This is a genomic window from Ruegeria sp. AM5 (genome assembly GCF_056540645.1).
Window position 1 is genome coordinate 328,398 of the sequence record NZ_JBQFXC010000004.1, and the last position, 23,778, is coordinate 352,175.

Genomic DNA, 23,778 nt, shown 5'->3' on the forward strand with positions numbered 1-23,778 from the left:
ACATGGAAACCACCATCCTCTTTGCCCCGCTCGTGGGTGCGTTGATCTGCGGTTTTGGCTGGCGCTTCATTGGTGAGAAAGCCGCCATGTGGACCGCTACGGGCCTGTTGTTTCTGGCGTGTCTGCTCAGCTGGATTGTCTTCCTGTCATTTGACGGCCACACCCAGCAGATCGAGATCATGCGCTGGATCGAAAGCGGTTCGCTGTCGACTAGCTGGGCTGTTCGTCTGGACCGGCTGACCGCGATCATGTTGATCGTCGTGACGACCGTCTCGGCGCTCGTGCACCTTTACTCCTTCGGATACATGGATCACGACCCGCAGTGGCGTGAGGGCGAAAGCTATAAGCCGCGTTTCTTCGCCTATCTGTCCTTCTTTACCTTTGCCATGCTGATGCTGGTGACGGCGGATAATCTGGTGCAGATGTTCTTTGGCTGGGAAGGCGTGGGCGTTGCCTCGTATCTGCTGATCGGTTTCTACTATCGTAAGCCTTCCGCCAACGCAGCGGCGATGAAAGCGTTTATCGTCAACCGAGTAGGTGACTTTGGCTTTGCGCTTGGAATCTTCGCGCTGTTCTTCCTGACGGACAGCATCAATTTCTCGGACATCTTCGCATCGGCTCCGGCGCTGGCAGAAGAAAAGCTACACTTCTTGTGGGGCGAATGGACCGCAATCGAAGTGATATGCGTTCTGCTGTTCATCGGCGCGATGGGTAAATCGGCGCAGTTGATCCTGCACACCTGGTTGCCGGACGCGATGGAAGGCCCGACCCCAGTGTCGGCCCTGATCCACGCTGCAACCATGGTGACCGCCGGTGTGTTCCTGGTCTGCCGCATGTCGCCGCTGATGGAGTTCGCGCCGGGCGCGACCGGGTTCATCACTTTCCTTGGGGCCTCGACCGCATTCTTCGCGGCGACCGTGGGTCTGGTTCAGACCGACATCAAGCGTGTCATCGCCTATTCGACCTGTTCTCAGCTGGGATACATGTTCGTGGCCGCTGGCGTCGGCATGTATTCAGCGGCGATGTTCCACCTGCTGACCCACGCGTTCTTCAAGGCGCTGCTGTTCCTTGGCGCGGGCTCGGTCATCCATGCAATGCATCACGAGCAGGAAATGACCGAATATGGTGGCCTGCGGAAGAAGATCCCTTATACGTTCTGGGCGATGATGATCGGTACGCTGGCCATCACCGGCGTGGGTATCCCTCTGACCACCTTTGGCTTTGCTGGCTTCCTGTCCAAGGATGCCATCATCGAAAGCGCCTTTGCAGGCGGCACGGGTTACGCTTTCTGGATGCTGGTGATCGCGGCGATGTTCACGTCGTTCTATAGCTGGCGCCTGATCTTCCTGACTTTCTATGGCGAAGAACGTGGTGACAAGCACACGCACGAGCATGCGCATGAAAGCCCGATGACCATGCTGATCCCGCTTGGCGTTTTATCACTGGGCGCCGTGTTCTCGGGCATGTTGTGGTACGGTCAGTTCTTCGGACATGCGGACAAGGTTGGTAAATTCTACGGTATTCCGGTGGCCGAGGCGTCGGAGCATGCAGAGGCGGGCGATCACGCCAAAGCAGATTCGCATGGCGAGGATAGCCATGCCGACGACAGCCACGCAGATGATAGCCATGCCGATACCGGCCATGCGGATGACGGGCATGGTGAGAAAGACGCTCATGGCGGCGATCACCACTATGTCTTTGCCGGAGAACCGGGTGAAGGTGCGCTTTATATGGCACCTGACAACCATGTGCTGGACGATGCGCATGCGGCCCCGAAATGGGTCAAGGTTTCGCCCTTCGTCGCGATGCTGCTTGGGTTCATCGTGGCCTACTGGTTCTACATCGTGAACACCTCACTGCCTGCACGTCTGGCTGCAAACCAGCGTCCGCTGTACCTGTTCCTGCTGAACAAGTGGTACTTTGATGAGATTTACGACGCGATTTTCGTCAAACCCACTGTGGCGCTTGGCCGGTTCCTGTGGAAACGCGGCGACGGCAACACGATTGACGGCTTCCTGAACGGGGTTTCGATGGGTGTCGTGCCCTTCTTCACCCGCCTCGCCGGGAAAGCTCAGACCGGTTACATCTTTACTTACGCCTTCTGGATGGTCTTGGGCATTGCTGCCCTCGTCACCTGGATGTCGATCGGCGGAGGCGCACACTAATGGACAATATCCTATCTATTGTCACCTTCATCCCCGCCATTGCAGCAGGCATTCTGGCCCTGTTCCTGCATGGTGAGGACGTAGCCGCACAGCGCAACGCGAAATGGGTCGCTCTGGTTGCCACAACTGTGACCTTCCTGGTCTCGATCGGCATCTATACCGGCTTTGATCCGTCCAACACCGGCTTCCAGATGGTGGAAGAGGGCGAGTGGCTGCTGGGTCTGAAATACAAGATGGGTGTGGATGGGATCAGCGTTTTGTTCGTCCTGTTGACCACCTTCATCATGCCGCTGACCATTTTGGCCAGTTGGAACGTCACGGATCGTGTCAAGGAATACATGATCGCCTTCCTGCTGCTGGAAACGCTGATGCTGGGCGTGTTCATGGCGCTGGATCTGGTGCTGTTTTACCTGTTCTTCGAGGCAGGCCTGATCCCGATGTTCCTGATCATCGGTATCTGGGGCGGCAAAGACCGCATTTACGCCAGCTTCAAGTTCTTCCTCTACACCTTCCTCGGCTCGGTGCTGATGCTGGTGGCGATGGTTGCCATGTATGCGGATGCGGGCACCACGGATATCGAAGCTCTGATGAGCCATCAGTTCTCGTCGGATGGGTTCAGCGTGCTGGGCGTGTATATCGTCGGCGGTATGCAGACGCTTATGTTCCTGGCCTTCTTCGCGTCGTTTGCGGTGAAGATGCCGATGTGGCCGGTCCACACCTGGCTGCCGGATGCGCACGTGCAGGCGCCGACGGCGGGCTCGGTCGTTCTGGCGGCGATCCTGTTGAAGATGGGCGGCTACGGCTTCCTGCGGTTCAGTCTTCCGATGTTCCCGGTGGGTTCGGCGGTGATGACCGATGTGGTGCTGTGGATGTCGGCGATTGCGGTTGTCTACACTTCTCTGGTCGCGTTGGTGCAGGAGGATATGAAGAAGCTGATCGCATATTCCTCGGTCGCGCATATGGGCTTTGTGACCATGGGTATCTTTGCAGCGAACCAGCAGGGCATTGATGGCGCGATCTTCCAGATGCTCAGTCATGGGTTCATTTCCGCAGCGCTCTTCCTGTGTGTTGGCGTGATCTATGACCGGATGCACACCCGCGATATCGAGGCGTATGGCGGTTTGGTCATCCGGATGCCGGCTTACGCTCTGGTCTTCATGCTGTTCACCATGGCCAATGTCGGCTTGCCTGGTACATCGGGCTTCATCGGGGAATTCCTGACCCTGATGGGCGCATTCCAGGTCAACACCTGGGTGACGGCTGTGGCTGCAACCGGTGTGATCTTCTCAGCGGGCTATGCGCTGTGGCTCTATCGCCGGGTAGTTTTTGGAGATCTGATCAAGGAAAGCCTCAAGGCCATCACAGACATGAGTTCGCGCGAGCGGCTGATCTTCGCGCCGCTGATCGTGATGACCATTCTGCTTGGGGTTTATCCCTCGCTGGTGACCGATGTGATCGGGCAGTCCACCGCAGCGCTAATCTCGAACTATGACACGGCTCTGGCCGCGGCTGAAGCCGCAACCCAGACAGCCGCTTCGCATTAAGGGGGCTTTGGAGACATGATCCAGGCTGATCTGACAATCATCCTGCCGGAAATTGTTCTGGCAATTTATGCGATGGCGGCGCTGATCGGGGCTGTCTACACCACCAAGGATGCTCTGGCTCCCATGCTGGTCTGGGCCACTTCAGGTCTGATGGCAGTGTTGGCAATCTGGATTGCGATGAATGGCGAAGGTACCAACGTGGCCTTCAACGGCATGTTTGTGGATGACGGCTTTGCTCGATTTGCAAAGGTTGCGATTCTGCTGTCTGCCGCTGCGGTATTGCTGATGAGCCAGGAATATATGGCGCGCCGCGATCTGTTGCGCTTTGAATATCCTCTGCTGGTCGCACTTGCGGCTGTAGGCATGATGATGATGGTTAGCGCAGGCGATCTGATGTCGCTTTATATGGGGCTTGAGCTGCAGTCGCTGTCGCTTTACGTCGTGGCCGCCTTGCGGCGCGACAGTGCCAAATCCACCGAAGCCGGTCTGAAATACTTCGTGCTGGGCGCGTTGAGTTCTGGCTTGCTGCTCTATGGTGCGTCGCTGGTTTACGGCTTCACTGGCACCACGCTGTTTTCGGGCATCATCCAAACGGTGCATCATGGAGATGTCTCGATTGGCCTCCTGTTTGGCCTGGTGTTCATGATCTCGGGTCTGGCCTTCAAGGTCTCAGCCGTGCCGTTCCACATGTGGACGCCGGATGTGTATGAAGGGTCTCCGACCCCGATTACCGCGTTCTTCGCCACCGCTCCGAAAGTGGCTGCGATGGCCCTGTTCGCGCGCCTGATGCATGATGCCTTCGGAGGCGTGATCAAGGATTGGCAGCAAGTGATCGTGCTGCTTTCGGTCCTGTCGATGCTGCTGGGCGCGGTTGCGGCCATTGGGCAGCGTGACATCAAGCGGCTGATGGCGTTTTCGTCGATTGCCCATATGGGATATGCTCTGATCGGACTGGCCGCCGGGACCGAGATGGGCATCAAGGCAATGCTGATGTATCTGGCCATCTATGTGACGATGAATATCGGAACCTTCGCATTCATCCTGATGATGGAGCGTGATGGCAAACCGGTCACTGATATTGATGCGCTACGTCAGTTCTCGAAGCGCGATCCGGGCAAAGCTCTGGCGGTCCTGATCTTGATGTTCAGTCTGGCGGGCGTGCCACCGATGCTGGGCTTCTTCGCCAAGTTCGGCGTCTGGCAAGCGGGTATCGATGCCGACCTGTTCGGGCTGGTGATCGTCTCGGCCATCGCCTCGGTCATTGGTGCGTTCTACTATCTGCGGATCGTGTTCTACATGTATTTCGGGGCGGAGAATGAAGACCCGATCGAGATCCGCTCGACCCCGGTTTTGTGGGCAGCGCTGATGGGCTCTGCGGCTCTGATGTTGATTGGCGTATTTTATCAGTTCGGTGTGGAAGGGGCAGCTGCAGCTGCTGCGGCGACGCTTGTCAACTGATACTGCCGCGTTTCGATCAACCGAGGCTCGGTCGCGCGACCGGGCCTTTTTGACATGAGCGAATGGCCGCAGGGATATGGCCTGCATATACTGAAAGAAGTCGACAGTACTCTGAATGAGGCGGTGCGGCTTGCGCCAACAGCGACCGGTCCGGTCTGGATCATGGCACATCATCAGACCGCCGCGCGTGGTCGGCGCGGGCGAGCCTGGGCCAACCCCAAAGGTAATCTGGCAGCGACTTTGCTGATGCGCCCGCCGGGTGATCCGGAACAGGCGGCCCTTCGAAGTTTTGTCGCAGCGCTCGCCCTGTATGATGCCTGTGTGGCGGTAACGGGGCGCGCAGTAGGTTTGGCACTGAAATGGCCCAATGACGTGCTGCTCAACGGCGGAAAACTAGCGGGTATCCTGCTAGAAAGCACGGGGCAGGGCCGGGGGGTGTCACATCTGGCGATAGGGGTTGGGGTGAACCTGTCCGAGGCACCGGGCACTGATCGCGTCGAAGCCGGAGCGGTGCGACCTGTTTCTCTGCTCTCGGAAACCGGCGCGCTCACCACCCCCGAGGATTTTCTGACCGAACTGGCGGTAGCTTATGCGCATTATGAGACCCAGTTCATGACCTACGGGTTCGAACCGATCCGCACCGCCTGGCTATCCCGAGCAGCGCGGTTGGGCGAAGTCATAACCGCTCGTACAGCCACGTCCGAAACGGTTGGAACCTTCGAAACGGTAGACGTGGGTGGTAGCCTTGTCCTAAACACCGCCAAGGGCCGGGTCAGCATTCCGGCTGCGGATGTGTACTTCTGAAAGGGGCGCGGGATGCTTCTGGCGATTGATTGCGGCAATACCAACACCGTTTTCTCGATCTGGGATGGCGAAAAGTTTCTGTGCACCCTGCGCACCTCAACTCATCATGCCCGCACAGCGGACGCATATTTCACTTGGTATTCAACCTTGGTGAAACACTACGGTATCGAAGCTGATATCTCGGATGTGATCATCGCCTCAACCGTGCCACGCGTGGTGTTCAACCTGCGGGTCTTTGCTGATCGCTTTTTTGGATGCCGGCCGATTGTTGTTGGCAAGCCAGATTGCCTGCTGCCGGTCAATCCGCGCGTGGACGAAGGCACCGTGCCCGGTCCGGACCGGTTGGCCAACGCGGCGGCGGCGTTCGACCGCCATGGCGGCAATGTGGTTGTGGTTGACTTTGGGACGGCTACGAATTTCGACGTAGTCGCAGCCGACGGCGCCTATGTCGGTGGTATCATCGCCCCTGGCGTGAACCTGAGCCTTGAGGCACTGCATCAAGGTGCCGCGGCGTTGCCGCATATCGACATCACGAGGCCCGATAAAGTGATTGGAACAAACACGGTTGGCTGTATCCAGTCCGGCGTGTATTGGGGATATTCCGGCCTGATCGAAGGGCTGATCTCGCGCGTGAAAGCTGAATACGGAATGGCGATGAAAGTCGTCGGTACCGGTGGCCTGGCGCCTCTGTTTGACCAGGCTGACGTGGGTTTTGACGCTATCGAGGATGATCTGACGATGCACGGGTTGACCGTGATACATCGCTATAACAAGGAAAATGGCTCAACATGAGCAGTGAACGACTGATCTATCTGCCGCTGGGCGGTGCAGGCGAAATCGGCATGAATGCCTATGTCTATGGTTACGGTAAGCCGGGGCAAGAGCGGTTGATCCTTGTGGATCTTGGCGTTGCCTTCCCGGACATGGACACCTCGCCCGGCGTGGATCTGATCTTTGCAGACATCACCTGGTTGAAAGAGCGCGCCGATCAGCTGGAAGCAGTTTTTGTCACTCACGCGCACGAAGATCATGTCGGGGCGGTGGCCCACTGTTATGAGGCTTTAGGCGCGCCGGTCTACGCGCGCGCTTTTACCGCCAATATCGCGCGTCGCAAGATGGAAGAACGCGGCCACCCGACCGAGGCGGTGCAAACTGCGTCTCCATGGCCCGAACAGATCAAGGCTGGCCCGTTTACCGTTGGTTTCCTGCCGGTTTCGCATTCCATCCCTGAAAGTGCAGGGCTCGTTATCGACTCGCCTGCCGGACGCGTGGTGCATACGGGGGATTTCAAGCTCGATTCCAACCCGGTCGTGGGCGAACCATTCGATCCCGATCTGTGGGCCGAGGTGGCAAAGCCCGGCGTCAAAGCGTTGATCTGTGACAGTACTAATGTGTTCTCAAGCCATCCCGGGCGTTCGGAATCCGAAGTCGGCCCCGAGATCACCCGTCTGGTTCAAGAGGCCAGCGGCATGGTCATCGCAACCACGTTTGCCTCGAACGTGGCACGCGTGAAAACGCTGGCAGAGGCGGGACAGAAAGCCGGCCGTTCGGTCGTTCTGCTGGGTCGTGCGATGCGGCGTATGATCGAGGCGGCGACCGAGACCGGCATCCTGACCGATTTTCCAAAGGTTATCAGCGCCGAAGAGGCCGTCGACGTGCCGCGCGCGAACCTGATGTTGATTGTGACTGGCAGCCAAGGCGAACGCCGCGCAGCCAGCGCCCAACTGGCGCGCGGTAAGTATCGCGGACTAGAAGCGAAAGAGGGCGATCTGTTTCTGTTCTCGTCCAAGACTATTCCCGGCAATGAACGTGGCGTGATCCGCATCATGAACCAGCTCAGTGAGAAGGGCGTGGATGTGGTCGATGACAGCTCTGGTCTGTATCACGTCTCGGGTCACGCCAACCGGCCTGATCTTGAGAAGGTTCACGCTCTGATCGATCCGCAGATGGTCATCCCGATGCATGGCGAACACCGCCACTTGCGTGAGCATGCCAAACTGGCCGAAGCGGGCGGACGTACTGGGATTCTCGCTGTTAACGGCACTATGCTGGATCTGACTGGGAATGCGCCCAAAGTGGCGGATTATATCGAGACTGGCCGGACCTATCTGGATGGTACAGTCAAAATCGGCGCCTTGGACGGCGTGGTGCGCGACCGGATTCGCATGGCGCTGAACGGCCATATCACCATCACGGTGATATTGGACGAAGAAGACGAACCGCTGGGTGAGCCGTGGTGCGATACGATGGGCCTGCCCGAAATGGGATCATCCCGCGCGGGGCTGATTGAGGTGCTGGAAGAGGACCTGAACCAGTTCCTGATGCGTGCGGGCGCAAAGACGCTGCGTGATGACGACAAACTGGAAGAAGGGTTGCGCCGGATCGCACGTCAGACCGCGCAGGCCGAGATCGGCAAGAAACCCGAGGTAACAGTGGTTGTTAGCCGAATGCGTTAATCTGCATAGGGCATCGGATAGCCCCGAAGCTGCAGGAAAAGGCTGGCCTCTTCGTTGTTGAGAAAGAAGGGAACGGTTTCAGGCGGGTTCGGGTCCTCTGCACGGGCAGCGACTTCGGCCAGAACAACTTCGGTGATGAAGGGCAGGTCGAACTCCCGCGCTTGGCTGATCTTGACCCATTGCAAATGCGATAGCTCGTCCGAGGCATGGGTGAAGTCGTCAAGATCCCCCTGAATCGCGTCCGCATCGACCAGAAAGAACCTGGCGTCGAACCGGCGGGGTCGCCCCGGTGGTGTGACTGCGCGAAAGACAAATTGCAGTGCTTCCGCAGACGGCAGGTAGCCCATCGCCGCAAAGCTTTGCCAATCGGCCGGGATCGCGCCTTGCCAATTCCCTTGTTGTCCCAGAACAAGCCCGGTTTCTTCCCACAACTCTCGGATCGCCGCGACAGCCAGAGAGGCCTGCAAGTTTGGCGCTGATTGTTGTGACAGGCGATCGGTGCATAGATCGGGCAATGGCGTACTGAGCGGGATGCCTGCATCGGAAGCATCAACCGCGCCGCCCGGGAATACGAATTTGTTCGGCATGAACGCAGCCTTGGCACCGCGTTGGCCCATCAGGATCGACGGGTCTGTGAACCGATCACGCAATACGATTACGGTAGCAGCATCCCGGATTGCGGTTTTATCCGCCGTCATCCGGCCTTGCCAAACCCGTGCATCCGCCGCGCCCATTGATAGGCGACAACGGCCCCTTTGAGACGGGGCAGAAGGAACAGGGATAGCGCGACGCAGCCGATCGAGAATGCAATCGCCATGGTCCATGGATCGGGACGCCACTGCACGTAAGAGACATGAAGGGCGGGTGCCAGAAGGTGCCCCACCAGCAGGATCGTCAGGTAGGCCGGGCCGTCATCAGCGCGATGATGGAACAATTCCTGCCCGCATTCCGAACAGGTGTCATTCACCTTGAGATAGCTGTGCAACAGCGCACCCTCACCGCAATTCGGGCATTTGCACCGGAACCCTCGGATCAATGCGGGTTTTGTTGGGCGGTCTTCTTCGAGCGAACTGTCAATAGTTTGGTCAATCATATGTATCTCGCGCATCTTTCCTGGAGGCATATAGGCAGGATCAGACCCAACGGAAAAGGGGGGTGCGTCGCTTTGTGGCGCTGCTGCTTAGCGTATCATTTTCTATTGGCGTTTCAAATAAAGCAAAAAAAGTTGTGCCGGAAGCGACGGAAACCCGCCCAAGCCGCGTTTGAATAGGTATCAACAGCGGCAAATGGCCGCCAAATTCAGGGAACTATGTAATGAAAACCAAAAGCTTCATTTCGGCAATCGTCGTAGCTGCAGTTACTGTGACCGGCACTTCCGCTTTGGCCAAGGGCCCGCGTGCGACATTTCAGGAACTGGATGCCGACGGGGACGGGCAGGTGACTCAGGCCGAGATCGAGACACATCGCAACCAGAAATTCACCGCTGCCGATACGGATGGCGACGGCCAACTGAGCGTCGAAGAAATGCAGGCCGCGGCGCAGACCAAGGCCAACGAGCGTGTTACCAAGATGTTCGAAAAGCACGACGCAAATGCGGATGGTTTCCTTAGCGAAGATGAATTGCCGAAACCGCGCCGCGCCTCCAAGATGTTCGAGCGCATCGATGCCGACGGCAACGGTTCGATCTCAGAACAGGAATACGCGGATGCAAAAGACAAAATGGGCCGGAAACACAAGCGGCATCAGAAGTCGGACACCGACAACAACTGATGCGGGATGGAGGATCTGACCTCTTATCCCGACATCGAGCATGGCGGAACACCTGCCATGCCCGAGCCCAGCGACGAAGAGTTGCTGGGCCGGTTTTCTGATGGCGATGCTACGGCGGCCCGCCTGCTGACCGGGCGGTTGGGGCCGCGAAGTTATTCCGTGGCTTTGCGAATGCTGGGAAACCCAGCAGAAGCAGAGGACGTGACGCAAGAAGCGATGATGCGCCTTTGGAAGATGGCACCTGACTGGGTGCCGGGGCAGGCGCAGTTATCGACCTGGCTCTATCGCGTAACACTGAATCTATGTGTGGACTTGCGCCGGAAAAAGCGGCCTCAAGCGTTGGACAATGTGGCCGAACCCGAAGATGAGACTGCCAGTGTGGTCGACCAGATGCAGGAGAGTGCCCGCAAGGACGCGTTGCAGGCTGCATTGGAGCATTTGCCGGACCGGCAGCGGCAGGCTGTGGTTCTGCGGCACATCGAAGAATTGTCCAATCCCGAAATCGCGGGGATCATGGATATTTCGGTCGAGGCGGTTGAAAGCCTGACCGCGCGTGGCAAACGATCTCTGACCGCGATACTGGCGGGGCGTCGGGATGAACTGGGGTACGAACATGGCTGATCAAGATAACGAACTCGACCATCTGTTTGCACGGGCGCGTGCGGCGCGGGATACGTTTCCTGACGATCTTGCTGTTCGCATCGAAACGGATGCTGAAGCCATACGTCTGGCCCGAACCGCAAGACCGCAGCGGCGGACATGGCGGCAAAAGATAGGCGTTATCGGGGGGTGGCAAGGGTTGAGCGGTCTTGTGGCCGCAAGCGCAGCTGGCGTCTGGATCGGGTTCTCCGCTCCGGCCTTCTTGCCGGACCCTGTTGATTATTTCATCTCACAAGAGACGACCTATCTGATGGCCGATCTGAATTTAGACGAAAACTATCTGGAGGACGCAGAATGAGCGATCATCCCGCACCCAAACGCAAATGGATGCCGATATTGCTGGTTGTCTCTCTTGCTTTGAATCTGCTGATTGTCGGAGTCATTTTGGGTGCGGCATTGCGCTTCAAAGGAAGCGCTCATGCCGATGCGCCTCCGGGATTTGGCCCGGCGCTGTATTATGCGCTGCCAAAGTCGGATCGAAAGGCTCTGAGAGGTGAGTTGTCGGACCTGCGCGGAAAAGGATCACATCGGCGCAAGCAGGATTTTACTGCTCTTAGTCAAGTGCTTAGGGCCGTGCCTTTCGATCCCGCAGCGGTTGCGAGTCTTTTGGCACAGCAGTCGAAGGCAACTGCTGATCTGCAGACTGCGCTTCATCAGCAATGGCTGGCCCAGATCTCGGCCATGAATGATGACCAACGTGCCGCTTACGCGGACCGGCTGGAGGACGTAGTTAAACGCGGCCCGCGCAAACACAAAAAACGGGACTGACTAGTCACGCTGCGCTTTGCCGAATCTGTACCTGGTTGCGGCCCGCTTTTTTGGCGGCATAAAGTGCTTTGTCCGCCGAGCTGATCAATCGACCAACCGGGTCTGTTTCGCCTGGATGAGAAAGTTCGGGCGGGGTACATAATTTCACCCCCACGCTGATCGTTACGGGTACTGGGGCTGGACGATCCGGCAGCTGAAAAGGTGTTTCGCAAATTGTTTCACAGATCTGCTTCGCTTGCTTCAGCGCTTGGTCGGTTGAGGCATTCGGTAGCCCGATCATGAACTCTTCGCCGCCGATACGCGCGACAAAACCGGTTTTTCCTATCACGACTCGCAGCCTTTTCGCGGTTTCGGTCAGAACCAAATCCCCCGCGGCGTGACCGTAACGGTCATTGATTGCCTTGAAGTGGTCCAGATCGGCCAGCATCACGGCGAATCCGTGTTCCGTTTCTGGGGCCTGATGCGCGATCTGGTCCAGCGCGCGCATCGCATAGCGGCGATTGAACAGTCCGGTCAGCGGATCGATCAGGGATTCGGCCAAATCCCTGCGCAATGTCGCTCGCAATCTGTCGTCTCGGGTCTTGCGGGCGATCAGAGTTTCAAGCCGCAAGCATATCTCATCTGTCTGAAACCCGCCCATGCAGACCGCATCAGCACCTCGGTCCAGCGCCTCGGCCGCAAGTGCGGGATTATCATCCGGCAACACACCGATCAGCACCGTATTTCGTGTCGCACCGCGCGACCGAAGATCTGCCAGAAGGTTCCGCCCCGAGCTATTCGGTGCAAGCTCAACAACAATCGCGTCCGGGATCGTTCCGGACAGGATGCCTTTGAGATCAGGCAGAGTATGGCCGGTCACACGATGCCGGGTTTGATGGGTCAGAGCATTACTCCACAACGCGCTGGTTCGAACTGTTTGCGTCAGGATCGCGATCTCTGCCGTCGATGGCGGGGCGATCAGCACCTGTGGCGCCTCGCCAAAACCAATGGTTTGGACCGAACCTTCGATGTTTAATTCCTGCCGTTCGGCGCGCGTACGTAACAAGCTGCGCACGCGGGCCAATAGAAGAGTATCTTTGAACGGATAGCCAAGCACATCGTCCAGCCCGTCCGACAGTGCTTTCAACCGCGCTGCTTTGTCGTTTTGCGGTGCAATCGCCACAATCGGCACATCGATCAGGGCAGGATCTGCCGTCATCACTTTCTTAACATCCACAGCGGTTCCGTCGGGCAGAGTTTGCGCTGTAAGAACCAGATCAGGCCGTGTCCGCCGCAGCAATGCACCAAGCCCGGCCAGTTTCTCACCCTGCACGACATGGTACCAGGCGGCCGTCAACTGAACCTTGAGCATTATACGATTGGTCGAAACACCGTCGAGGACGAGTATGGTGCCTTGTACAGACATAGCCATTCACCGTTTGATTGCATGCGTTGCTAAAGTGTTTATGAGTCTGGTTAACAAACCCTTTCCAACACAGTGTCCGAGGCCAGTTTATGCCGATCTCCGCCAATTCCGCTGAAACTCTGGCCCTGAATGTGCTGGGCTGGCTGGTGGGAAATGATGAGTTGCTGCCCGTTTTCCTGGGGGCGACAGGTGCCTCGGAACAAGATTTGCGCGACCGTGCGGGTGAGGCTGAATTTCTTGGGTCTGTGTTGGACTTTCTGCTGCTTGACGATTCATGGGTGATCGCTTTTTGTGACGCCAATTCCGTGCCCTACGAAGAGCCGGGTCAAGCCCGTGCCGCGTTGTCCGGAATTTCGGATATGCACTGGACCTAACCCAAAGGAAATTTGTTTCATGGCAATCGACGCCCTCGTGTTCGACAAGGACGGTACTCTTTTTGATTTTGCAGCCACTTGGGGTGCGTTCGGGCGTATCGCGATGCTGCAGCTCTCTGATGGAGATGTGCAGCGCGCGACCGAGTTGGGGAAGGCCATCGGATTTGATTTTGAACAAGAGAGCTACGACCCGAATAGCGTAGTCATCGCCGGAACGGTCGATGAAGTTGCTGCAGCCCTTACACCGCATTTGCCTGAGGTATCTCTGGGGCACCTGATCGAAACACTCAACCGGGCGTCAGCGAACGCAGAGCAGATCCAAGCCGTTCCCTTGGCACCATTCCTTGCCGAGCTGCGTCGCGCCGGGCTGAAACTGGGCGTTGCGACGAACGATGCTGAAATGCCGGCCCTGCAGCACCTGCAGTCCGTTGGTGTGCGAGACCATTTTGATTTTGTAGCCGGATATGACAGCGGACATGGTTACAAGCCAGGTCCGGGGCAGCTATTGGCCTTTGCTCAGCATGTCGAGGTCGCGCCATCTCGTGTTGCGATAGTTGGTGACAGTCTTCACGATCTAGAGGCGGGACGCGCCGCAGGGATGGTCACCATCGGGGTTCTGACCGGCATGGCGACGGCCAAAACACTCGAACCGCTGGCGGATGTCGTCTTGCCCAACATCGGGCACATTCCCGGCTGGTTGTCGAAAACCGAATAACCTCGGTTCCAAATCGCCGGGTTGGGTAATAAAACCGACAACTCTTGTCGCAGACAGAACGGCGATGCTGAGTCTTCGGGGCTTTCATAGGAGTGAAAGCGCGGAGGATGGTGATGGCTGAGAGCAAGACACGCAAACGTCGCGGTGGTGGACGCGCGGGCGCAGCCGCGAGGCGCGGCGCGGCGGTGATCGAGCAGATGCCCTGGAACCCGCCCACAAACATCGACAAGCCAATCGAGCCGTTGGGACCCGAGGGAATCGAAGCGGTTCACGAAGGTGCCATGCGGATTCTCGAAGAGATCGGCATCGAGTTCTACAATCAAGAAGCCATCGGGATCCTGCGCAAGGCGGGCTGTACAATTTCCGGCGACAACGTCCGTATGGACCGGGATTTCGTGATGGAAATGGTGAGCAAGGCGCCCAACAAATTTACCATCACGCCGCGCAACCCGGAGCATCAGATCGAGATTGGTGGCAAGACCATTCTGTTCGGCAATGTTTCATCCCCACCAAATTATTGGGACATGGAAATCGGAAAAAAAGTGCCCGGCACCCGGCGGATGTGTCAGGACCTGCTGAAGCTGACGCAATACTTCAACTGTATCCACTTTGCAGGTGGATATCCGGTTGAGCCGGTCGATATCCATGCCAGCATACGGCACCTTGATGTGCTTTATGACAAGCTGACCCTGACTGATAAGGCAATGCATGCCTATTCGCTGGGGAAAGAGCGCGTCGAAGACGTGATGGAGATGGTGCGTATCGCGGGTGGCCTGAGCCACGAGGAATTCGAGGCCACGCCCCGGATGTACACTAACATCAACTCGACCTCACCGTTGAAACACGACCATCCAATGATCGATGGCTGCCTGCGGCTTGCGCGGCGTGGGCAGGCAATTGTCGTGACACCTTTCACTCTGGCCGGGGCGATGGCCCCCGTGACGATGGCTGGCGCAGTGGCACAATCGCTTGCCGAAGCGCTGTGCGCGATTGCGTTGTTTCAGTACGTTCGCCCGGGTATTCCATGCGTGATCGGGACCTTTACTTCGAATGTCGATATGAAATCCGGTGCGCCTGCATTCGGGACACCGGAATACATGCGCTCGACCCAGATGACTGGGCAGATGGCACGGTATTATGGCTTGCCTATGCGGTCCTCGGGCGTTTGCGCGGCAAATGTGCCCGATGGGCAGTCGGTTTGGGAAACCTCGAATTCCCTTTGGGCGGCGGTGCAGTCAGGCACCAACATGGTATATCATGCGGCAGGCTGGCTGGAAGGAGGCCTTATCGCAAGCCCCGAGAAATTCATCATGGATTGCGAAATCCTTCAGCAGATTCAGAGGTATATGCAGCCGGAACTGACAGCAACGGGCCCGGATGACATCGCCCTTGAAGCGATCCGGTCTGTTGGAAACGACGGGCATTTCTTTGGCATCCAACATACGCAAGATCGTTATACCACCGCATTTTATCAGCCGTTCCTGAGTGACTGGAAAAACTTCGAAGCCTGGGAAGCAGCTGGTGGTATCTGGACTGCGGAACGTGCCCATCGGATGTTCAAAGAGATCGTGAACAATTTCGAAGCCCCGAAGATGGATGAGGCGATCCGCGAGGAGCTGGCCGAGTTTGTTGAGCGCCGCAAGGCCGAAGGCGGTGCGCCGACCGATTTCTGATCGCTGCCCAATCCGCACTTCAGTTTGGGATTAGATCGGATTCTCATAATCCTGTATCGGATTTTGGGTGTTTGTTAAGTTTTCTGCGATCACTTGAGAGTGTCTTTCAATCTGAGGCGACTCATGCACGGGCTGATCAACAGGGCGATCCAATCCTTTGTCTGCGCCACCTACGGACGTCAATGCTGGTTGCGCGCGACTCATACGGCCGGGCTGGGATTTGACGAGTTCGAGGCGATGTTGATCTATGACGCGGAGATATCGACCCGAGTGCTCGACGCTTTGTGCGCTGACTTGAACCGCCTAAAATCCGAATTTCTTGAGGATCTGGGCACTTATCTGGTCTCACACTCGAACATGGAAGATTTACGCAGGTTATTGCGTTTTGGCGGGGTCACCTATTTGGAGTTTCTGCATTCGCTTGATGATCTGTCGGATCGCGTCCGCCTCGCTGTGTCCGATCTGAGATTGCCGGATTTGGAACTGCAAGAACACTCGCCCGGGGAATATCACCTGCACTGTACTCCTGATTTGCCGGGGTATTCCAGCGTCATGACAGGTGTACTACGAGCCATGGCGGATGACTATGGGGCGTTGGTGATCCTTTCCAATGAAGGGTGCCAAAACGGGGCTGAGTTGATTTCAATCACATTGATCGAAAGCGCGTTTGCCGAAGGGCGTCACTTTGATCTTGGGGCACGTAAATCATGATCAAGACCGCAGATCTTGGACAGTTGCTGGACACCTTATGTCCGATGTTCGTCCTTGTAGATGACATGGGGCGGATCGGGCAGGTTGGACCAACTCTGCAGAAGCTACGTCCGGATCGGCCTATGGTCGGCCGAAGCTTTCTGGATGTCTTTGAACTGGTGCGCCCTCGCTCAATCACGACAGTAGCTGCGCTGATGATGGTGCCGGACCGAAAGCTAAACCTCAGGTTTCAAGACCGGCCGCAGACTGCGTTCAAAGGTCTGATCGCGCCGTTTCCTGGCGGAAGCGGGGCGGTCATCAACCTGTCGTTTGGAATTTCGATACTGGATGCGGTACGCGACTATTCTCTGACCAGCACCGATTTCCCGGGCACTGATCTGGCCATAGAATTGTTGTATCTGGTCGAGGCAAATTCTGCCGCGATGGAAGCGTCACGCTCGCTGAACTTGCGTCTGCAAGGTGCGATGCTGGCGGCAGAAGAACAAGCCTATACGGACACGTTGACCGGGCTGAAAAATCGACGCGCGATGGATCATATACTGGGGCATTTGATTTCGTCGAAATCGAGTTTTGCAATGATGCATCTGGATCTGGATTTCTTCAAATCGGTCAATGATCGATTGGGGCATGCTGCAGGGGACTATGTTCTGCAGCAAGCCGCAAAGATCATGCTGGACGTCACACGCAGCGACGACACGGTTGCCCGAGTCGGGGGTGATGAGTTTGTCTTGATTTTTAAGGGCATGAACGATCGTACAAAGCTTGATGTTATTGCAGGGCGCCTGATTTCACGCCTGTGCAAGCCGATGCAGTTCGATGGGGCAACCTGCCGTATATCGGCAAGTATTGGTACAGCACTCTCGACACAATTCGGAGTGCCCAAGGCCGAAGATATTCTTCATGCCGCCGATCTGGCTTTATACGCAGCGAAACGAAGCGGGCGATCCTGCCACCGTTTCTATTGCGAGCTATCGGATGCGCAGCATTCCGGTTGACGCAGGTGGCCCCCCTTTGCTTCGCTACAGTGTATCCAACATCGCCGCGATGTGTCGCTTGACCTGAGGAAGCTCTGAAATCACAGGCATTACGTGTCCGTGAAAGTTGGCGCGGGCAAGTTCCTCGGGTACATCTTCCAAAACATGGCCTCCGGTGCAGGCAAAAAACGGCAGGCACAGCGCCTTGCCACCGCACCCGGTGGCGGCGTCCGCAATTGATGGGGTTTGCTCAACGAACCCGGTGCGAATGCTATTGAACGCGGTAAGCCGACCCAGATTCTCGGCGAAACCCTTTGCGACAATGGCCGGATTGGCGCTGCGGCCCGAGCCATGTGCAGCGATCACAAGATCTGTGTCCGCCGCGCTCCAAACCCTGTTCGTCAGTTCCTGATGTATGGCCGCTGTAATCAGGGCTGGCAGTTCGGGATCGATACCCATGGGGTCCAGAATCGTGACAGAACGCTGACCAATCCGCTTTGGCAGAGCGCTGGTGACAAACCAGCCGCGCGCCATGAATAAGGGGTAGATAACCGTGTCGCTGGTCAATCCATCAAGGCAATTTTCCAACGCCTGCGGGGCTGCCAATGTGGCCGACGATACCGAAACCCGTTGACATAACTCATCTACCTCTCGCGCAAAGGCTGCTAGCGCAGCTTCTGCAGGTGCAGGGTCCGAGGGTTGGCCATGGGCGACGATAACGGCGTGTGTCATGCAGGGCTCCGGATAGGTTCTGCGATAGATGTATTGCTGGTGGGCAGAGTCAATGCGGTGTTGGCAATTTCGTCATCCCAGTAGAGTCAGCCACAACCAGACCGTCAATATTGACGCGGTCGTTCCGATCAGAACCGACGACGCGGCCACACGTTTGGCATGTCCGTACATGTTTGCGAAGATGTAGCTATTGATCCCCGGCGCCATCGCTGCGGTAAGAACGCCCGAGCGGAACAGGTCTTGCGGCAACGCCAGAGATGACCCGAAGAACCAAACCAGGCTCGGGTGCAGCATCAATGAGATACAGCAGACGAAAATAATGGTACGCAGATCGCCCTCGGGTCGGTACTTAACCAGCACGCCCCCCAGCGCGAACAGGGCACCGGGCAAGGCCGCGCGGGTGATCAGGTTCAAGGCTTCGTTCACAACTCCGGGTATGGCCAGTCCAGTGAGGTTTACGACAAACCCCAACGAGATCCCAAGAATGAGTGCATTCTTGAACATGGCCGACAGCACGGATTTCAACATCCGCACTCCGCCGTTTCCGCGGTTTCGAAGCACCTCCATCACCGTGATGCCGAGGCAATAGCAAAAGGGTGAGTGGAACGCGATGATTGTGAAGTTGCCAACTAGATTTTCGACCCCATAGGCGCGCTCGGTAATAGGCAACCCCAAGAGGACCGAGTTTGAAAACAGACAGCAAAATCCAATAGCAACCGAATCCTCCCACGCTCGTCCGAAGATCAGGCGCGCACCGATCATACCAGCGACAAAACACAGACCAGCTGCTGAATAGAAACTGACCAAAAGCCGAGGATCGAAGCTGGTGCCGAGATCGAGATTGGCAATGGCGAGAAACAGTAGGCAGGGAATGGCAAAGTTCTGCGTGAAACTCATTAACCCATCGATATGGCTTTCGCGAAAATAGCCGAACCTCGTCGCCGTGTATCCGGCACCGATGACCAGAAACACCGGCAGGATGACATCAATCAGGCTTTGTAACATGGCGGCGCCATACGGGGTATCGTAAGCGCGTGCAGCAGCATGCCTTACAGGGCGTGCCGGATCACCATGCCATCATAGGCAGGCGTGATATGATCCGGTGTTTCCGCATCGACCGTCGCATAATCCAGATCGATATGCATGTTGGTCAAAACGGCGCGTTTTGGTTTCAATTGGTCGATCCACTCCAGCGTCTTTTCCAGATGGGCATGTGTCGGATGCGGGGAACGACGTAGAGCGTCAATAATCAGGCAGTCCAGATTCGCCAGTTCAGTCATGCTCTCATCATAAAGCTCTGCTACATCAGGCAGATAGACGATGTTTCCCATTCTGAAGCCAAGCGCATCAATCGATCCGTGGTTCACGCGAAATGGCCGAAGCGAGATCGTGCCGCCTGGGCCGGGAATTTCGAACGGCCCATTGATTGTCTTGAGGTCGAGTATGGGCGGATAGGGCGATCCTTCGGGCTGAACGAAGGCATAGCCAAACCGGCTGAGCAGATCGTTCTGCGTGTCACCATCGGCCCAGACGGGGACGCGGGTTTTCATATTGAAAACGATCATCCGCAGATCGTCGATCCCATTCATGTGGTCCGCGTGGGAATGCGTATAGACGACACCATCCAATCGCCCAGTCCCGGTGTCCAGCAATTGGCTACGCATATCAGGTGAGGTGTCGATCAGAACCGACGTAGTCCCATCCGGCCCGTCCCGTTCGACCAGTAACGAGCATCGCCGCCGCTGGTTTTTCGGGTTTTCCGGATCACAATCGCCCCAATGCCCCCCGAGACGGGGGACGCCACCGGATGACCCGCAGCCCAGGATTGTCAGGCGCAGCTCGCTCATGCAGCCGCCTTGTATGTGGCGGCTTTAGTGAAGAGCCGATCAAAATTGGCCTGCGTTTTTGCGGCGAAATCTGCGTAATCCAATCCGAAGACCTCAGCCCCTTTACGGGCGGTGTGTGCGGTATAGGCGGGCTCATTCCGTTTACCGCGATATGGTGGGGGGGCAAGATAGGGCGCATCGGTTTCGACCAGAATACGATCAACCGGAGCTGAAGCGAAGATATCGCGTAGTTCTTGGCTTCTTGGGAAGGCCGCGATGCCGGACATGGACAGGTAAAAGCCCAGATCAAGCGCGGCCCGCGCCAGTTCAGCCGATGAAGAGAAACAATGCATGACACAGGAATAGGGCGTATTACGATGCTCTTCGGTCAGAATGCGGGCCATGTCGTCATCAGCAGCGCGCGCGTGGATGATCAATGGCAGGCCAGTGCGCTGGGCGGCCTCGATATGGATGCGCAGCGATTGTTTCTGAACATCTGCCGACTCGGCCGTGTAGTGATAATCAAGCCCGCTTTCCCCAATGCCCACGAACTTGGGATGCTTAGCCAATGCGACCAGCTCATCGACCGTGGCCATCGGCTCATCAGCGGCGCTCATCGGGTGGGTGCCTGCAGCGTAGAAGACTGGGGCGTGAGCCTCGGCGATGGCGCGCACAGCGGGTTCGTTGCGCAGCCGGGTGCAGATGGTCACCATGCGGGTCACGCCAGCCTCGGCAGCGCGGGCGACGATATCATCCAACTGACCGTCGAAATCAGGGAAATCCAGATGGCAGTGGCTGTCGGTAATTTCGGGGGTGAGGCTCATCAGCTGTGACCGGCGGTTTCCTGTATCTTGAACACCGTATCTAGGACAAGCGAGGCAGGGTCAAGGTTCACCGCCTGCCCGTGTCGTGCGCGCGCCGTGATGAGCGCGGCGACCTCCGCCCATTGGCGGGCCTTGTGCTGCGAGTTAGAGAGGCGCGACAGAGTTTCAGCCTCATTCGGGGCGGCCTCGGGTATGGGGGCGGCACCTTTTGCACCTGTCAGCGCCAAACGCGAGAGCGCAACGTCGATCAGCGAAAGCAGCAGATCAAACCGTTCCGCAGCACCTCGCTGAGCAGCCGCTTCTGCCAGTTTCAGGGCGCGCTGGCGGTCGAGCCGGGGAAGGGAGCCCAGAATTGCAATCAGCTCGGCATAAAGCTCTAGCCCGCCGAGATTGATCAAGCGGACGGCATCACCCACTGAACCGGCGGCGAGGGCTGCCAAATGCTCGGCCCGACTAGGGATTTCTGTGCCGGTCTGCGCTAGCGCGGCCTGCATGTCATCTGCGCCAAGGGGTGAAAGCCGCAGCGTGCGGCAACGCGAACGGATGGTCGGCAGCAGGCGCGAAGGTTGGTGTGAAACCAGCAGCAGCGTCGTGCGCGCTGGGGGTTCTTCGAGCATTTTCAGCAGCGCATTGGCGGCGCTGACATTCATTTCATCCGCTGAATCGACGATAACAATCCGGCGACCACCATCGGCAGAGGACAGGCCGAAGAACTTGCCCAGTTTGCGGATGTCATCGACAACGATTTCGTTGCGCAGCCGTCCCTGATCGTTGACGGACCGGGTGATTGCGGCAAGGCCGGGCTCGGCCCCCGCCTGGATACGGTGTGCGACGGGGTGGTCCGGGTCGATGTCCAACGTCTCAGGCGCAGGAGGGGCACCAAACAACCCGCCTTCATCTGCCGGAGGTGTGGCCAACAAAAACTGTGCAATGCGCCAGGCAAGGGTAGCCTTGCCCACGCCGCGCGGCCCCGTTAGCAACCAGCCGTGGTGCAGCCGGTCCGAGTTATACGCGGTTAAAATCGCCTCTTGGGCCGCATCCTGTCCGAACAGCTTGAGAGTTTCGCGCGGATGCGGGGCACCAGGGGCCTGATCCGGTGTTTGGATATCGTCGCTCATGTCAGCTCAATTGCAGGGACGCCATGACAATATCTGTCACATCCCGCGCAACGCTGTCCATGTCCCGATTGCCGTCGACCACGTGGAAACGGTCAGAGAATTCTTGAGCCAGACCCAGAAAACCTGCCCGCATCTGTTGTTGAAGATCCAAACCGAAATCTTCGAACCGTTCTTCGGTGCCCTGACGACCTTTGGCGCGCAACAGGCCTGTTTCCGGGTCCATATCGATCAGCAAGGTCATATCTGGCTCTCGCCGGATCATCAAGCTGTGCAACTGATCCACCAAACCCCGCAGATTGCCGCGCGACAGACCTTGATACATCCGGGTACTGTCGGCAAAGCGATCGCAGATCACAACCTTGCCCTCTGCCAACGCGGGTTCAATCGTGCGCTCAAGATGATCGCGCCGGGCAGCGGTGAACAGCAGGATCTCGGTCTCGGCCGACCAGCGGTCCGGATCACCCTGCAGCACAAGGCTGCGAATTTCTTCTGCCCCGTCCGATCCGCCGGGCTCGCGCGTCAGAACGACGTCGCGGCCTTGATGCCGCAAGTGCTCGGCCAGCAGGCGCGCCTGCGTGGACTTGCCTGATCCGTCAATGCCTTCGAAGGTCAGAAACGTTCCGCGCGCTGTCACATTTGCTCCAGCGGGGTGTTGATCACTTCTTTCAGAACGATGCCACCCACGGTCAACATACGCACGACAAACCCGCCCAAGGGAACATCCTTTTCCGCCACCAGCGGGCGGCGGATTTCGGGCAATCCTTCGGGTTGGATCACCAGCTCGGCCAATTGCTGGCCTTTGCTGACCGGTGCGTTGATAGGGCCGTCATAGACAACCTCGGCCTTGATGTCCTTGTCGCCCAAAACGGGGAACAGCAGGGTCAGATCACCCTCGGGCACCAATCCCACAGTCTTTTCCGCCCCCATCCAAAGCTTGGCCTGGGCTACCGGTTCTTCTGATTTGGCAACTGTCCTCTCGACAAAATTTCGAAACGACCAGTTAACCACGGCCTCAGCCTCCTCTGCGCGCTTGGCGGTGCTGTCGAGCCCTGAAAGAACAAAGACAACCCGTCGGTCGCCTTGTTTGGCAGAACCGACCAAACCATATCCTGCCTCTTGAGTATGGCCCGTCTTGAGGCCATCGGCCCCGATATCCAGCTTCAGCAGCGGATTGCGGTTCCGCGCGTTCGAGGGCGCGCGACCATCGAATTCGAACTCTTCTTCGGCAAACAGGGGATAGTACTCGGGGAAATCGGTGATCAGCCGGTCGGCCAGAACTGCCAGATCGTGCACTGACATCATGTGCCCAGCAGCAGGCCAGCCGTTGGAATTGGCAAAGTTCGAGTTGTTCATGCCCATCTGCTGCGCCCGCTGAGTCATGAAACGGGCGAATCCGGCTTCGCTTCCGTCGGGGCTGAGCGCTTCGGCGATCACGACACAGGCGTCATTGCCCGAAAGCACGATGATCCCGCGCAAAAGATCCTCGACCCGGACACGATCCTGCGTGTTGAGGAACATGGTCGAGCCGCCATAGCTCATTGCATGTTCCGAGACGGGCAAAGTTTCGTCCAGCGTCAAACGGCCATCGCGCAAGGCTTCAAACGCCACATAAAGCGTCATGAGCTTCGACATGGACGCTGGGGGCAGAGGCTGATCGGCGTCTTTAGACAACAGCACAGTACCGGTTTTCTGGTCCATCACATAAGCCGCACGCGCGGTGGTGTCGAAGGCATGGGCAGGCAGTGTCAACAGCGCCAACCCGAGGGCCAGTGTGGTGGATCGCAAAGCGGAAAGCATCATG

Annotated in this window: 25 protein-coding genes; 15 read left to right on the plus strand and 10 right to left on the minus strand. The window is 57.5% G+C overall.

The window, feature by feature from the left end:
• The first annotated feature begins 2 nt into the window (after positions 1-2).
• From nuoL to ACR0AH_RS13210, 6 genes are read left to right on the plus strand one after another with little or no spacing between them, the layout of a single operon-like run.
• The gene (gene nuoL / locus ACR0AH_RS13185) at positions 3-2,165 is read left to right on the plus strand and encodes an NADH-quinone oxidoreductase subunit L (RefSeq protein ID WP_480592260.1); all 2,163 of its coding nucleotides are present in this window, start codon (positions 3-5) and stop codon (positions 2,163-2,165) included.
• The gene (locus ACR0AH_RS13190; RefSeq protein WP_480592262.1) at positions 2,165-3,709 is read left to right on the plus strand and encodes an NADH-quinone oxidoreductase subunit M; all 1,545 of its coding nucleotides are present in this window, start codon (positions 2,165-2,167) and stop codon (positions 3,707-3,709) included. The genes nuoL and ACR0AH_RS13190 overlap by 1 nt, the downstream gene beginning before the upstream one ends.
• A 15-nt stretch (positions 3,710-3,724) precedes the next feature.
• Complete coding sequence (gene nuoN, locus ACR0AH_RS13195; protein ID WP_170397032.1) at positions 3,725-5,167, plus strand: NADH-quinone oxidoreductase subunit NuoN; 1,443 nt, start codon at positions 3,725-3,727, stop codon at positions 5,165-5,167.
• A 54-nt stretch (positions 5,168-5,221) separates the two neighbouring features.
• Positions 5,222-5,971: a biotin--[acetyl-CoA-carboxylase] ligase gene (locus ACR0AH_RS13200; RefSeq protein ID WP_170403973.1), complete on the plus strand. Its 750-nt coding sequence runs from the start codon at positions 5,222-5,224 to the stop codon at positions 5,969-5,971.
• 12 nt (positions 5,972-5,983) lie between these two features.
• The gene (locus tag ACR0AH_RS13205) at positions 5,984-6,763 is read left to right on the plus strand and encodes a type III pantothenate kinase (protein WP_480592263.1); all 780 of its coding nucleotides are present in this window, start codon (positions 5,984-5,986) and stop codon (positions 6,761-6,763) included.
• Positions 6,760-8,427, plus strand: a complete 1,668-nt coding sequence (locus tag ACR0AH_RS13210; RefSeq protein WP_170733151.1) for a ribonuclease J — start codon at positions 6,760-6,762, stop codon at positions 8,425-8,427. Before ACR0AH_RS13205 ends, ACR0AH_RS13210 begins: the two co-directional genes overlap by 4 nt.
• Here ACR0AH_RS13210 and ACR0AH_RS13215 read toward each other — a convergent pair.
• Both ACR0AH_RS13215 and ACR0AH_RS13220 read right to left on the minus strand, forming a co-directional pair.
• Complete coding sequence (locus tag ACR0AH_RS13215) at positions 8,424-9,125, minus strand: NUDIX hydrolase (protein ID WP_480592291.1); 702 nt, start codon at positions 9,123-9,125, stop codon at positions 8,424-8,426. The genes ACR0AH_RS13210 and ACR0AH_RS13215 overlap by 4 nt on opposite strands.
• Complete coding sequence (locus tag ACR0AH_RS13220; RefSeq protein ID WP_170397024.1) at positions 9,122-9,520, minus strand: DUF983 domain-containing protein; 399 nt, start codon at positions 9,518-9,520, stop codon at positions 9,122-9,124. The genes ACR0AH_RS13215 and ACR0AH_RS13220 overlap by 4 nt, the downstream gene beginning before the upstream one ends.
• 221 nt (positions 9,521-9,741) lie before the next feature.
• On the opposite strand from ACR0AH_RS13220, the gene ACR0AH_RS13225 reads away from it, so the two are divergent.
• Genes ACR0AH_RS13225 through ACR0AH_RS13240 form a run of 4 tightly spaced genes read left to right on the plus strand, consistent with a single transcriptional unit; the run spans position 9,742 to position 11,625 of the window.
• A complete protein-coding gene (locus ACR0AH_RS13225) occupies positions 9,742-10,197 on the plus strand; it encodes an EF-hand domain-containing protein (protein WP_170403961.1) in 456 nt (151 codons plus the stop codon).
• A 6-nt stretch (positions 10,198-10,203) separates the two neighbouring features.
• Positions 10,204-10,818, plus strand: coding sequence for an RNA polymerase sigma factor (locus ACR0AH_RS13230; protein WP_170403958.1), 615 nt, complete (start codon positions 10,204-10,206; stop codon positions 10,816-10,818).
• On the plus strand, positions 10,811-11,155 hold the full coding sequence (locus ACR0AH_RS13235) for a hypothetical protein (protein ID WP_170397018.1): 345 nt from the start codon (positions 10,811-10,813) through the stop codon (positions 11,153-11,155). The genes ACR0AH_RS13230 and ACR0AH_RS13235 overlap by 8 nt, the downstream gene beginning before the upstream one ends.
• Entirely contained in the window at positions 11,152-11,625 is a 474-nt protein-coding gene (locus tag ACR0AH_RS13240) for a periplasmic heavy metal sensor (RefSeq protein WP_170397015.1), read from the plus strand. Before ACR0AH_RS13235 ends, ACR0AH_RS13240 begins: the two co-directional genes overlap by 4 nt.
• A gap of 4 nt (positions 11,626-11,629) precedes the next feature.
• On the opposite strand, the gene ACR0AH_RS13245 is transcribed toward ACR0AH_RS13240, so the two are convergent.
• Positions 11,630-13,036: a diguanylate cyclase gene (locus tag ACR0AH_RS13245; protein WP_480438776.1), complete on the minus strand. Its 1,407-nt coding sequence runs from the start codon at positions 13,034-13,036 to the stop codon at positions 11,630-11,632.
• A gap of 83 nt (positions 13,037-13,119) precedes the next feature.
• Between ACR0AH_RS13245 and ACR0AH_RS13250 the strand changes: the two genes are divergently transcribed.
• From ACR0AH_RS13250 to ACR0AH_RS13270, 5 genes are all read left to right on the plus strand, one after another.
• A complete protein-coding gene (locus ACR0AH_RS13250; RefSeq protein WP_170397013.1) occupies positions 13,120-13,404 on the plus strand; it encodes a DUF3572 domain-containing protein in 285 nt (94 codons plus the stop codon).
• A gap of 19 nt (positions 13,405-13,423) precedes the next feature.
• Positions 13,424-14,119: an HAD family hydrolase gene (locus ACR0AH_RS13255; protein WP_480592265.1), complete on the plus strand. Its 696-nt coding sequence runs from the start codon at positions 13,424-13,426 to the stop codon at positions 14,117-14,119.
• A gap of 113 nt (positions 14,120-14,232) precedes the next feature.
• A complete protein-coding gene (locus tag ACR0AH_RS13260) occupies positions 14,233-15,792 on the plus strand; it encodes a trimethylamine methyltransferase family protein (RefSeq protein WP_170397009.1) in 1,560 nt (519 codons plus the stop codon).
• A 123-nt stretch (positions 15,793-15,915) separates the two neighbouring features.
• Positions 15,916-16,503 carry a heme NO-binding domain-containing protein gene (locus ACR0AH_RS13265; RefSeq protein ID WP_480592266.1) on the plus strand — a complete coding sequence of 196 codons (588 nt, stop codon included), beginning with the start codon at positions 15,916-15,918 and terminating at the stop codon, positions 16,501-16,503.
• Positions 16,500-17,498 carry a diguanylate cyclase domain-containing protein gene (locus tag ACR0AH_RS13270; RefSeq protein ID WP_480592268.1) on the plus strand — a complete coding sequence of 333 codons (999 nt, stop codon included), beginning with the start codon at positions 16,500-16,502 and terminating at the stop codon, positions 17,496-17,498. Before ACR0AH_RS13265 ends, ACR0AH_RS13270 begins: the two co-directional genes overlap by 4 nt.
• Positions 17,499-17,522: 24 nt before the next feature.
• Here the strand turns inward: ACR0AH_RS13270 and ACR0AH_RS13275 are convergent, their stop codons facing one another.
• From ACR0AH_RS13275 to ACR0AH_RS13305, 7 genes are all read right to left on the minus strand, one after another.
• Positions 17,523-18,209 carry a CbiX/SirB N-terminal domain-containing protein gene (locus tag ACR0AH_RS13275; RefSeq protein ID WP_480592269.1) on the minus strand — a complete coding sequence of 229 codons (687 nt, stop codon included), beginning with the start codon at positions 18,207-18,209 and terminating at the stop codon, positions 17,523-17,525.
• Positions 18,210-18,281: 72 nt separating this feature from the next.
• A complete protein-coding gene (locus tag ACR0AH_RS13280; RefSeq protein WP_480592271.1) occupies positions 18,282-19,214 on the minus strand; it encodes an AEC family transporter in 933 nt (310 codons plus the stop codon).
• A gap of 44 nt (positions 19,215-19,258) precedes the next feature.
• Positions 19,259-20,056, minus strand: a complete 798-nt coding sequence (locus ACR0AH_RS13285; RefSeq protein WP_170403925.1) for an MBL fold metallo-hydrolase — start codon at positions 20,054-20,056, stop codon at positions 19,259-19,261.
• Positions 20,053-20,859, minus strand: coding sequence for a TatD family hydrolase (locus ACR0AH_RS13290; protein ID WP_170424075.1), 807 nt, complete (start codon positions 20,857-20,859; stop codon positions 20,053-20,055). Before ACR0AH_RS13290 ends, ACR0AH_RS13285 begins: the two co-directional genes overlap by 4 nt.
• Positions 20,859-21,977, minus strand: a complete 1,119-nt coding sequence (locus ACR0AH_RS13295) for a DNA polymerase III subunit delta' (protein ID WP_480592273.1) — start codon at positions 21,975-21,977, stop codon at positions 20,859-20,861. The genes ACR0AH_RS13290 and ACR0AH_RS13295 overlap by 1 nt, the downstream gene beginning before the upstream one ends.
• Before the next feature lies 1 nt (position 21,978).
• Complete coding sequence (gene tmk / locus ACR0AH_RS13300; RefSeq protein ID WP_480592275.1) at positions 21,979-22,611, minus strand: dTMP kinase; 633 nt, start codon at positions 22,609-22,611, stop codon at positions 21,979-21,981.
• Positions 22,608-23,774, minus strand: coding sequence for a D-alanyl-D-alanine carboxypeptidase family protein (locus ACR0AH_RS13305; protein ID WP_170424071.1), 1,167 nt, complete (start codon positions 23,772-23,774; stop codon positions 22,608-22,610). The genes tmk and ACR0AH_RS13305 overlap by 4 nt, the downstream gene beginning before the upstream one ends.
• Positions 23,775-23,778 lie beyond the last annotated feature (4 nt).

Bases quoted from the DNA above. Each gene is read 5' to 3' on its own strand.
- ACR0AH_RS13260 (WP_170397009.1), top strand. From the start codon at position 14,233: ATGGCTGAGAGCAAGACACGCAAACGTCGCGGTGGTGGACGCGCGGGC.
- nuoL (WP_480592260.1), top strand. From the start codon at position 3: ATGGAAACCACCATCCTCTTTGCCCCGCTCGTGGGTGCGTTGATCTGC.
- ACR0AH_RS13250 (WP_170397013.1), top strand. From the start codon at position 13,120: ATGCCGATCTCCGCCAATTCCGCTGAAACTCTGGCCCTGAATGTGCTG.
- ACR0AH_RS13270 (WP_480592268.1), top strand. From the start codon at position 16,500: ATGATCAAGACCGCAGATCTTGGACAGTTGCTGGACACCTTATGTCCG.
- ACR0AH_RS13290 (WP_170424075.1), bottom strand. From the start codon at position 20,859: ATGAGCCTCACCCCCGAAATTACCGACAGCCACTGCCATCTGGATTTC.
- ACR0AH_RS13285 (WP_170403925.1), bottom strand. From the start codon at position 20,056: ATGAGCGAGCTGCGCCTGACAATCCTGGGCTGCGGGTCATCCGGTGGC.
- ACR0AH_RS13280 (WP_480592271.1), bottom strand. From the start codon at position 19,214: ATGTTACAAAGCCTGATTGATGTCATCCTGCCGGTGTTTCTGGTCATC.
- ACR0AH_RS13255 (WP_480592265.1), top strand. From the start codon at position 13,424: ATGGCAATCGACGCCCTCGTGTTCGACAAGGACGGTACTCTTTTTGAT.
- ACR0AH_RS13200 (WP_170403973.1), top strand. From the start codon at position 5,222: ATGAGCGAATGGCCGCAGGGATATGGCCTGCATATACTGAAAGAAGTC.
- ACR0AH_RS13190 (WP_480592262.1), top strand. From the start codon at position 2,165: ATGGACAATATCCTATCTATTGTCACCTTCATCCCCGCCATTGCAGCA.
- ACR0AH_RS13220 (WP_170397024.1), bottom strand. From the start codon at position 9,520: ATGATTGACCAAACTATTGACAGTTCGCTCGAAGAAGACCGCCCAACA.
- nuoN (WP_170397032.1), top strand. From the start codon at position 3,725: ATGATCCAGGCTGATCTGACAATCATCCTGCCGGAAATTGTTCTGGCA.
- ACR0AH_RS13235 (WP_170397018.1), top strand. From the start codon at position 10,811: ATGGCTGATCAAGATAACGAACTCGACCATCTGTTTGCACGGGCGCGT.
- ACR0AH_RS13240 (WP_170397015.1), top strand. From the start codon at position 11,152: ATGAGCGATCATCCCGCACCCAAACGCAAATGGATGCCGATATTGCTG.
- ACR0AH_RS13305 (WP_170424071.1), bottom strand. From the start codon at position 23,774: ATGCTTTCCGCTTTGCGATCCACCACACTGGCCCTCGGGTTGGCGCTG.
- ACR0AH_RS13225 (WP_170403961.1), top strand. From the start codon at position 9,742: ATGAAAACCAAAAGCTTCATTTCGGCAATCGTCGTAGCTGCAGTTACT.
- ACR0AH_RS13210 (WP_170733151.1), top strand. From the start codon at position 6,760: ATGAGCAGTGAACGACTGATCTATCTGCCGCTGGGCGGTGCAGGCGAA.
- ACR0AH_RS13205 (WP_480592263.1), top strand. From the start codon at position 5,984: ATGCTTCTGGCGATTGATTGCGGCAATACCAACACCGTTTTCTCGATC.
- ACR0AH_RS13275 (WP_480592269.1), bottom strand. From the start codon at position 18,209: ATGACACACGCCGTTATCGTCGCCCATGGCCAACCCTCGGACCCTGCA.
- ACR0AH_RS13265 (WP_480592266.1), top strand. From the start codon at position 15,916: ATGCACGGGCTGATCAACAGGGCGATCCAATCCTTTGTCTGCGCCACC.
- ACR0AH_RS13245 (WP_480438776.1), bottom strand. From the start codon at position 13,036: ATGGCTATGTCTGTACAAGGCACCATACTCGTCCTCGACGGTGTTTCG.
- ACR0AH_RS13230 (WP_170403958.1), top strand. From the start codon at position 10,204: ATGGAGGATCTGACCTCTTATCCCGACATCGAGCATGGCGGAACACCT.
- ACR0AH_RS13215 (WP_480592291.1), bottom strand. From the start codon at position 9,125: ATGACGGCGGATAAAACCGCAATCCGGGATGCTGCTACCGTAATCGTA.
- ACR0AH_RS13295 (WP_480592273.1), bottom strand. From the start codon at position 21,977: ATGAGCGACGATATCCAAACACCGGATCAGGCCCCTGGTGCCCCGCAT.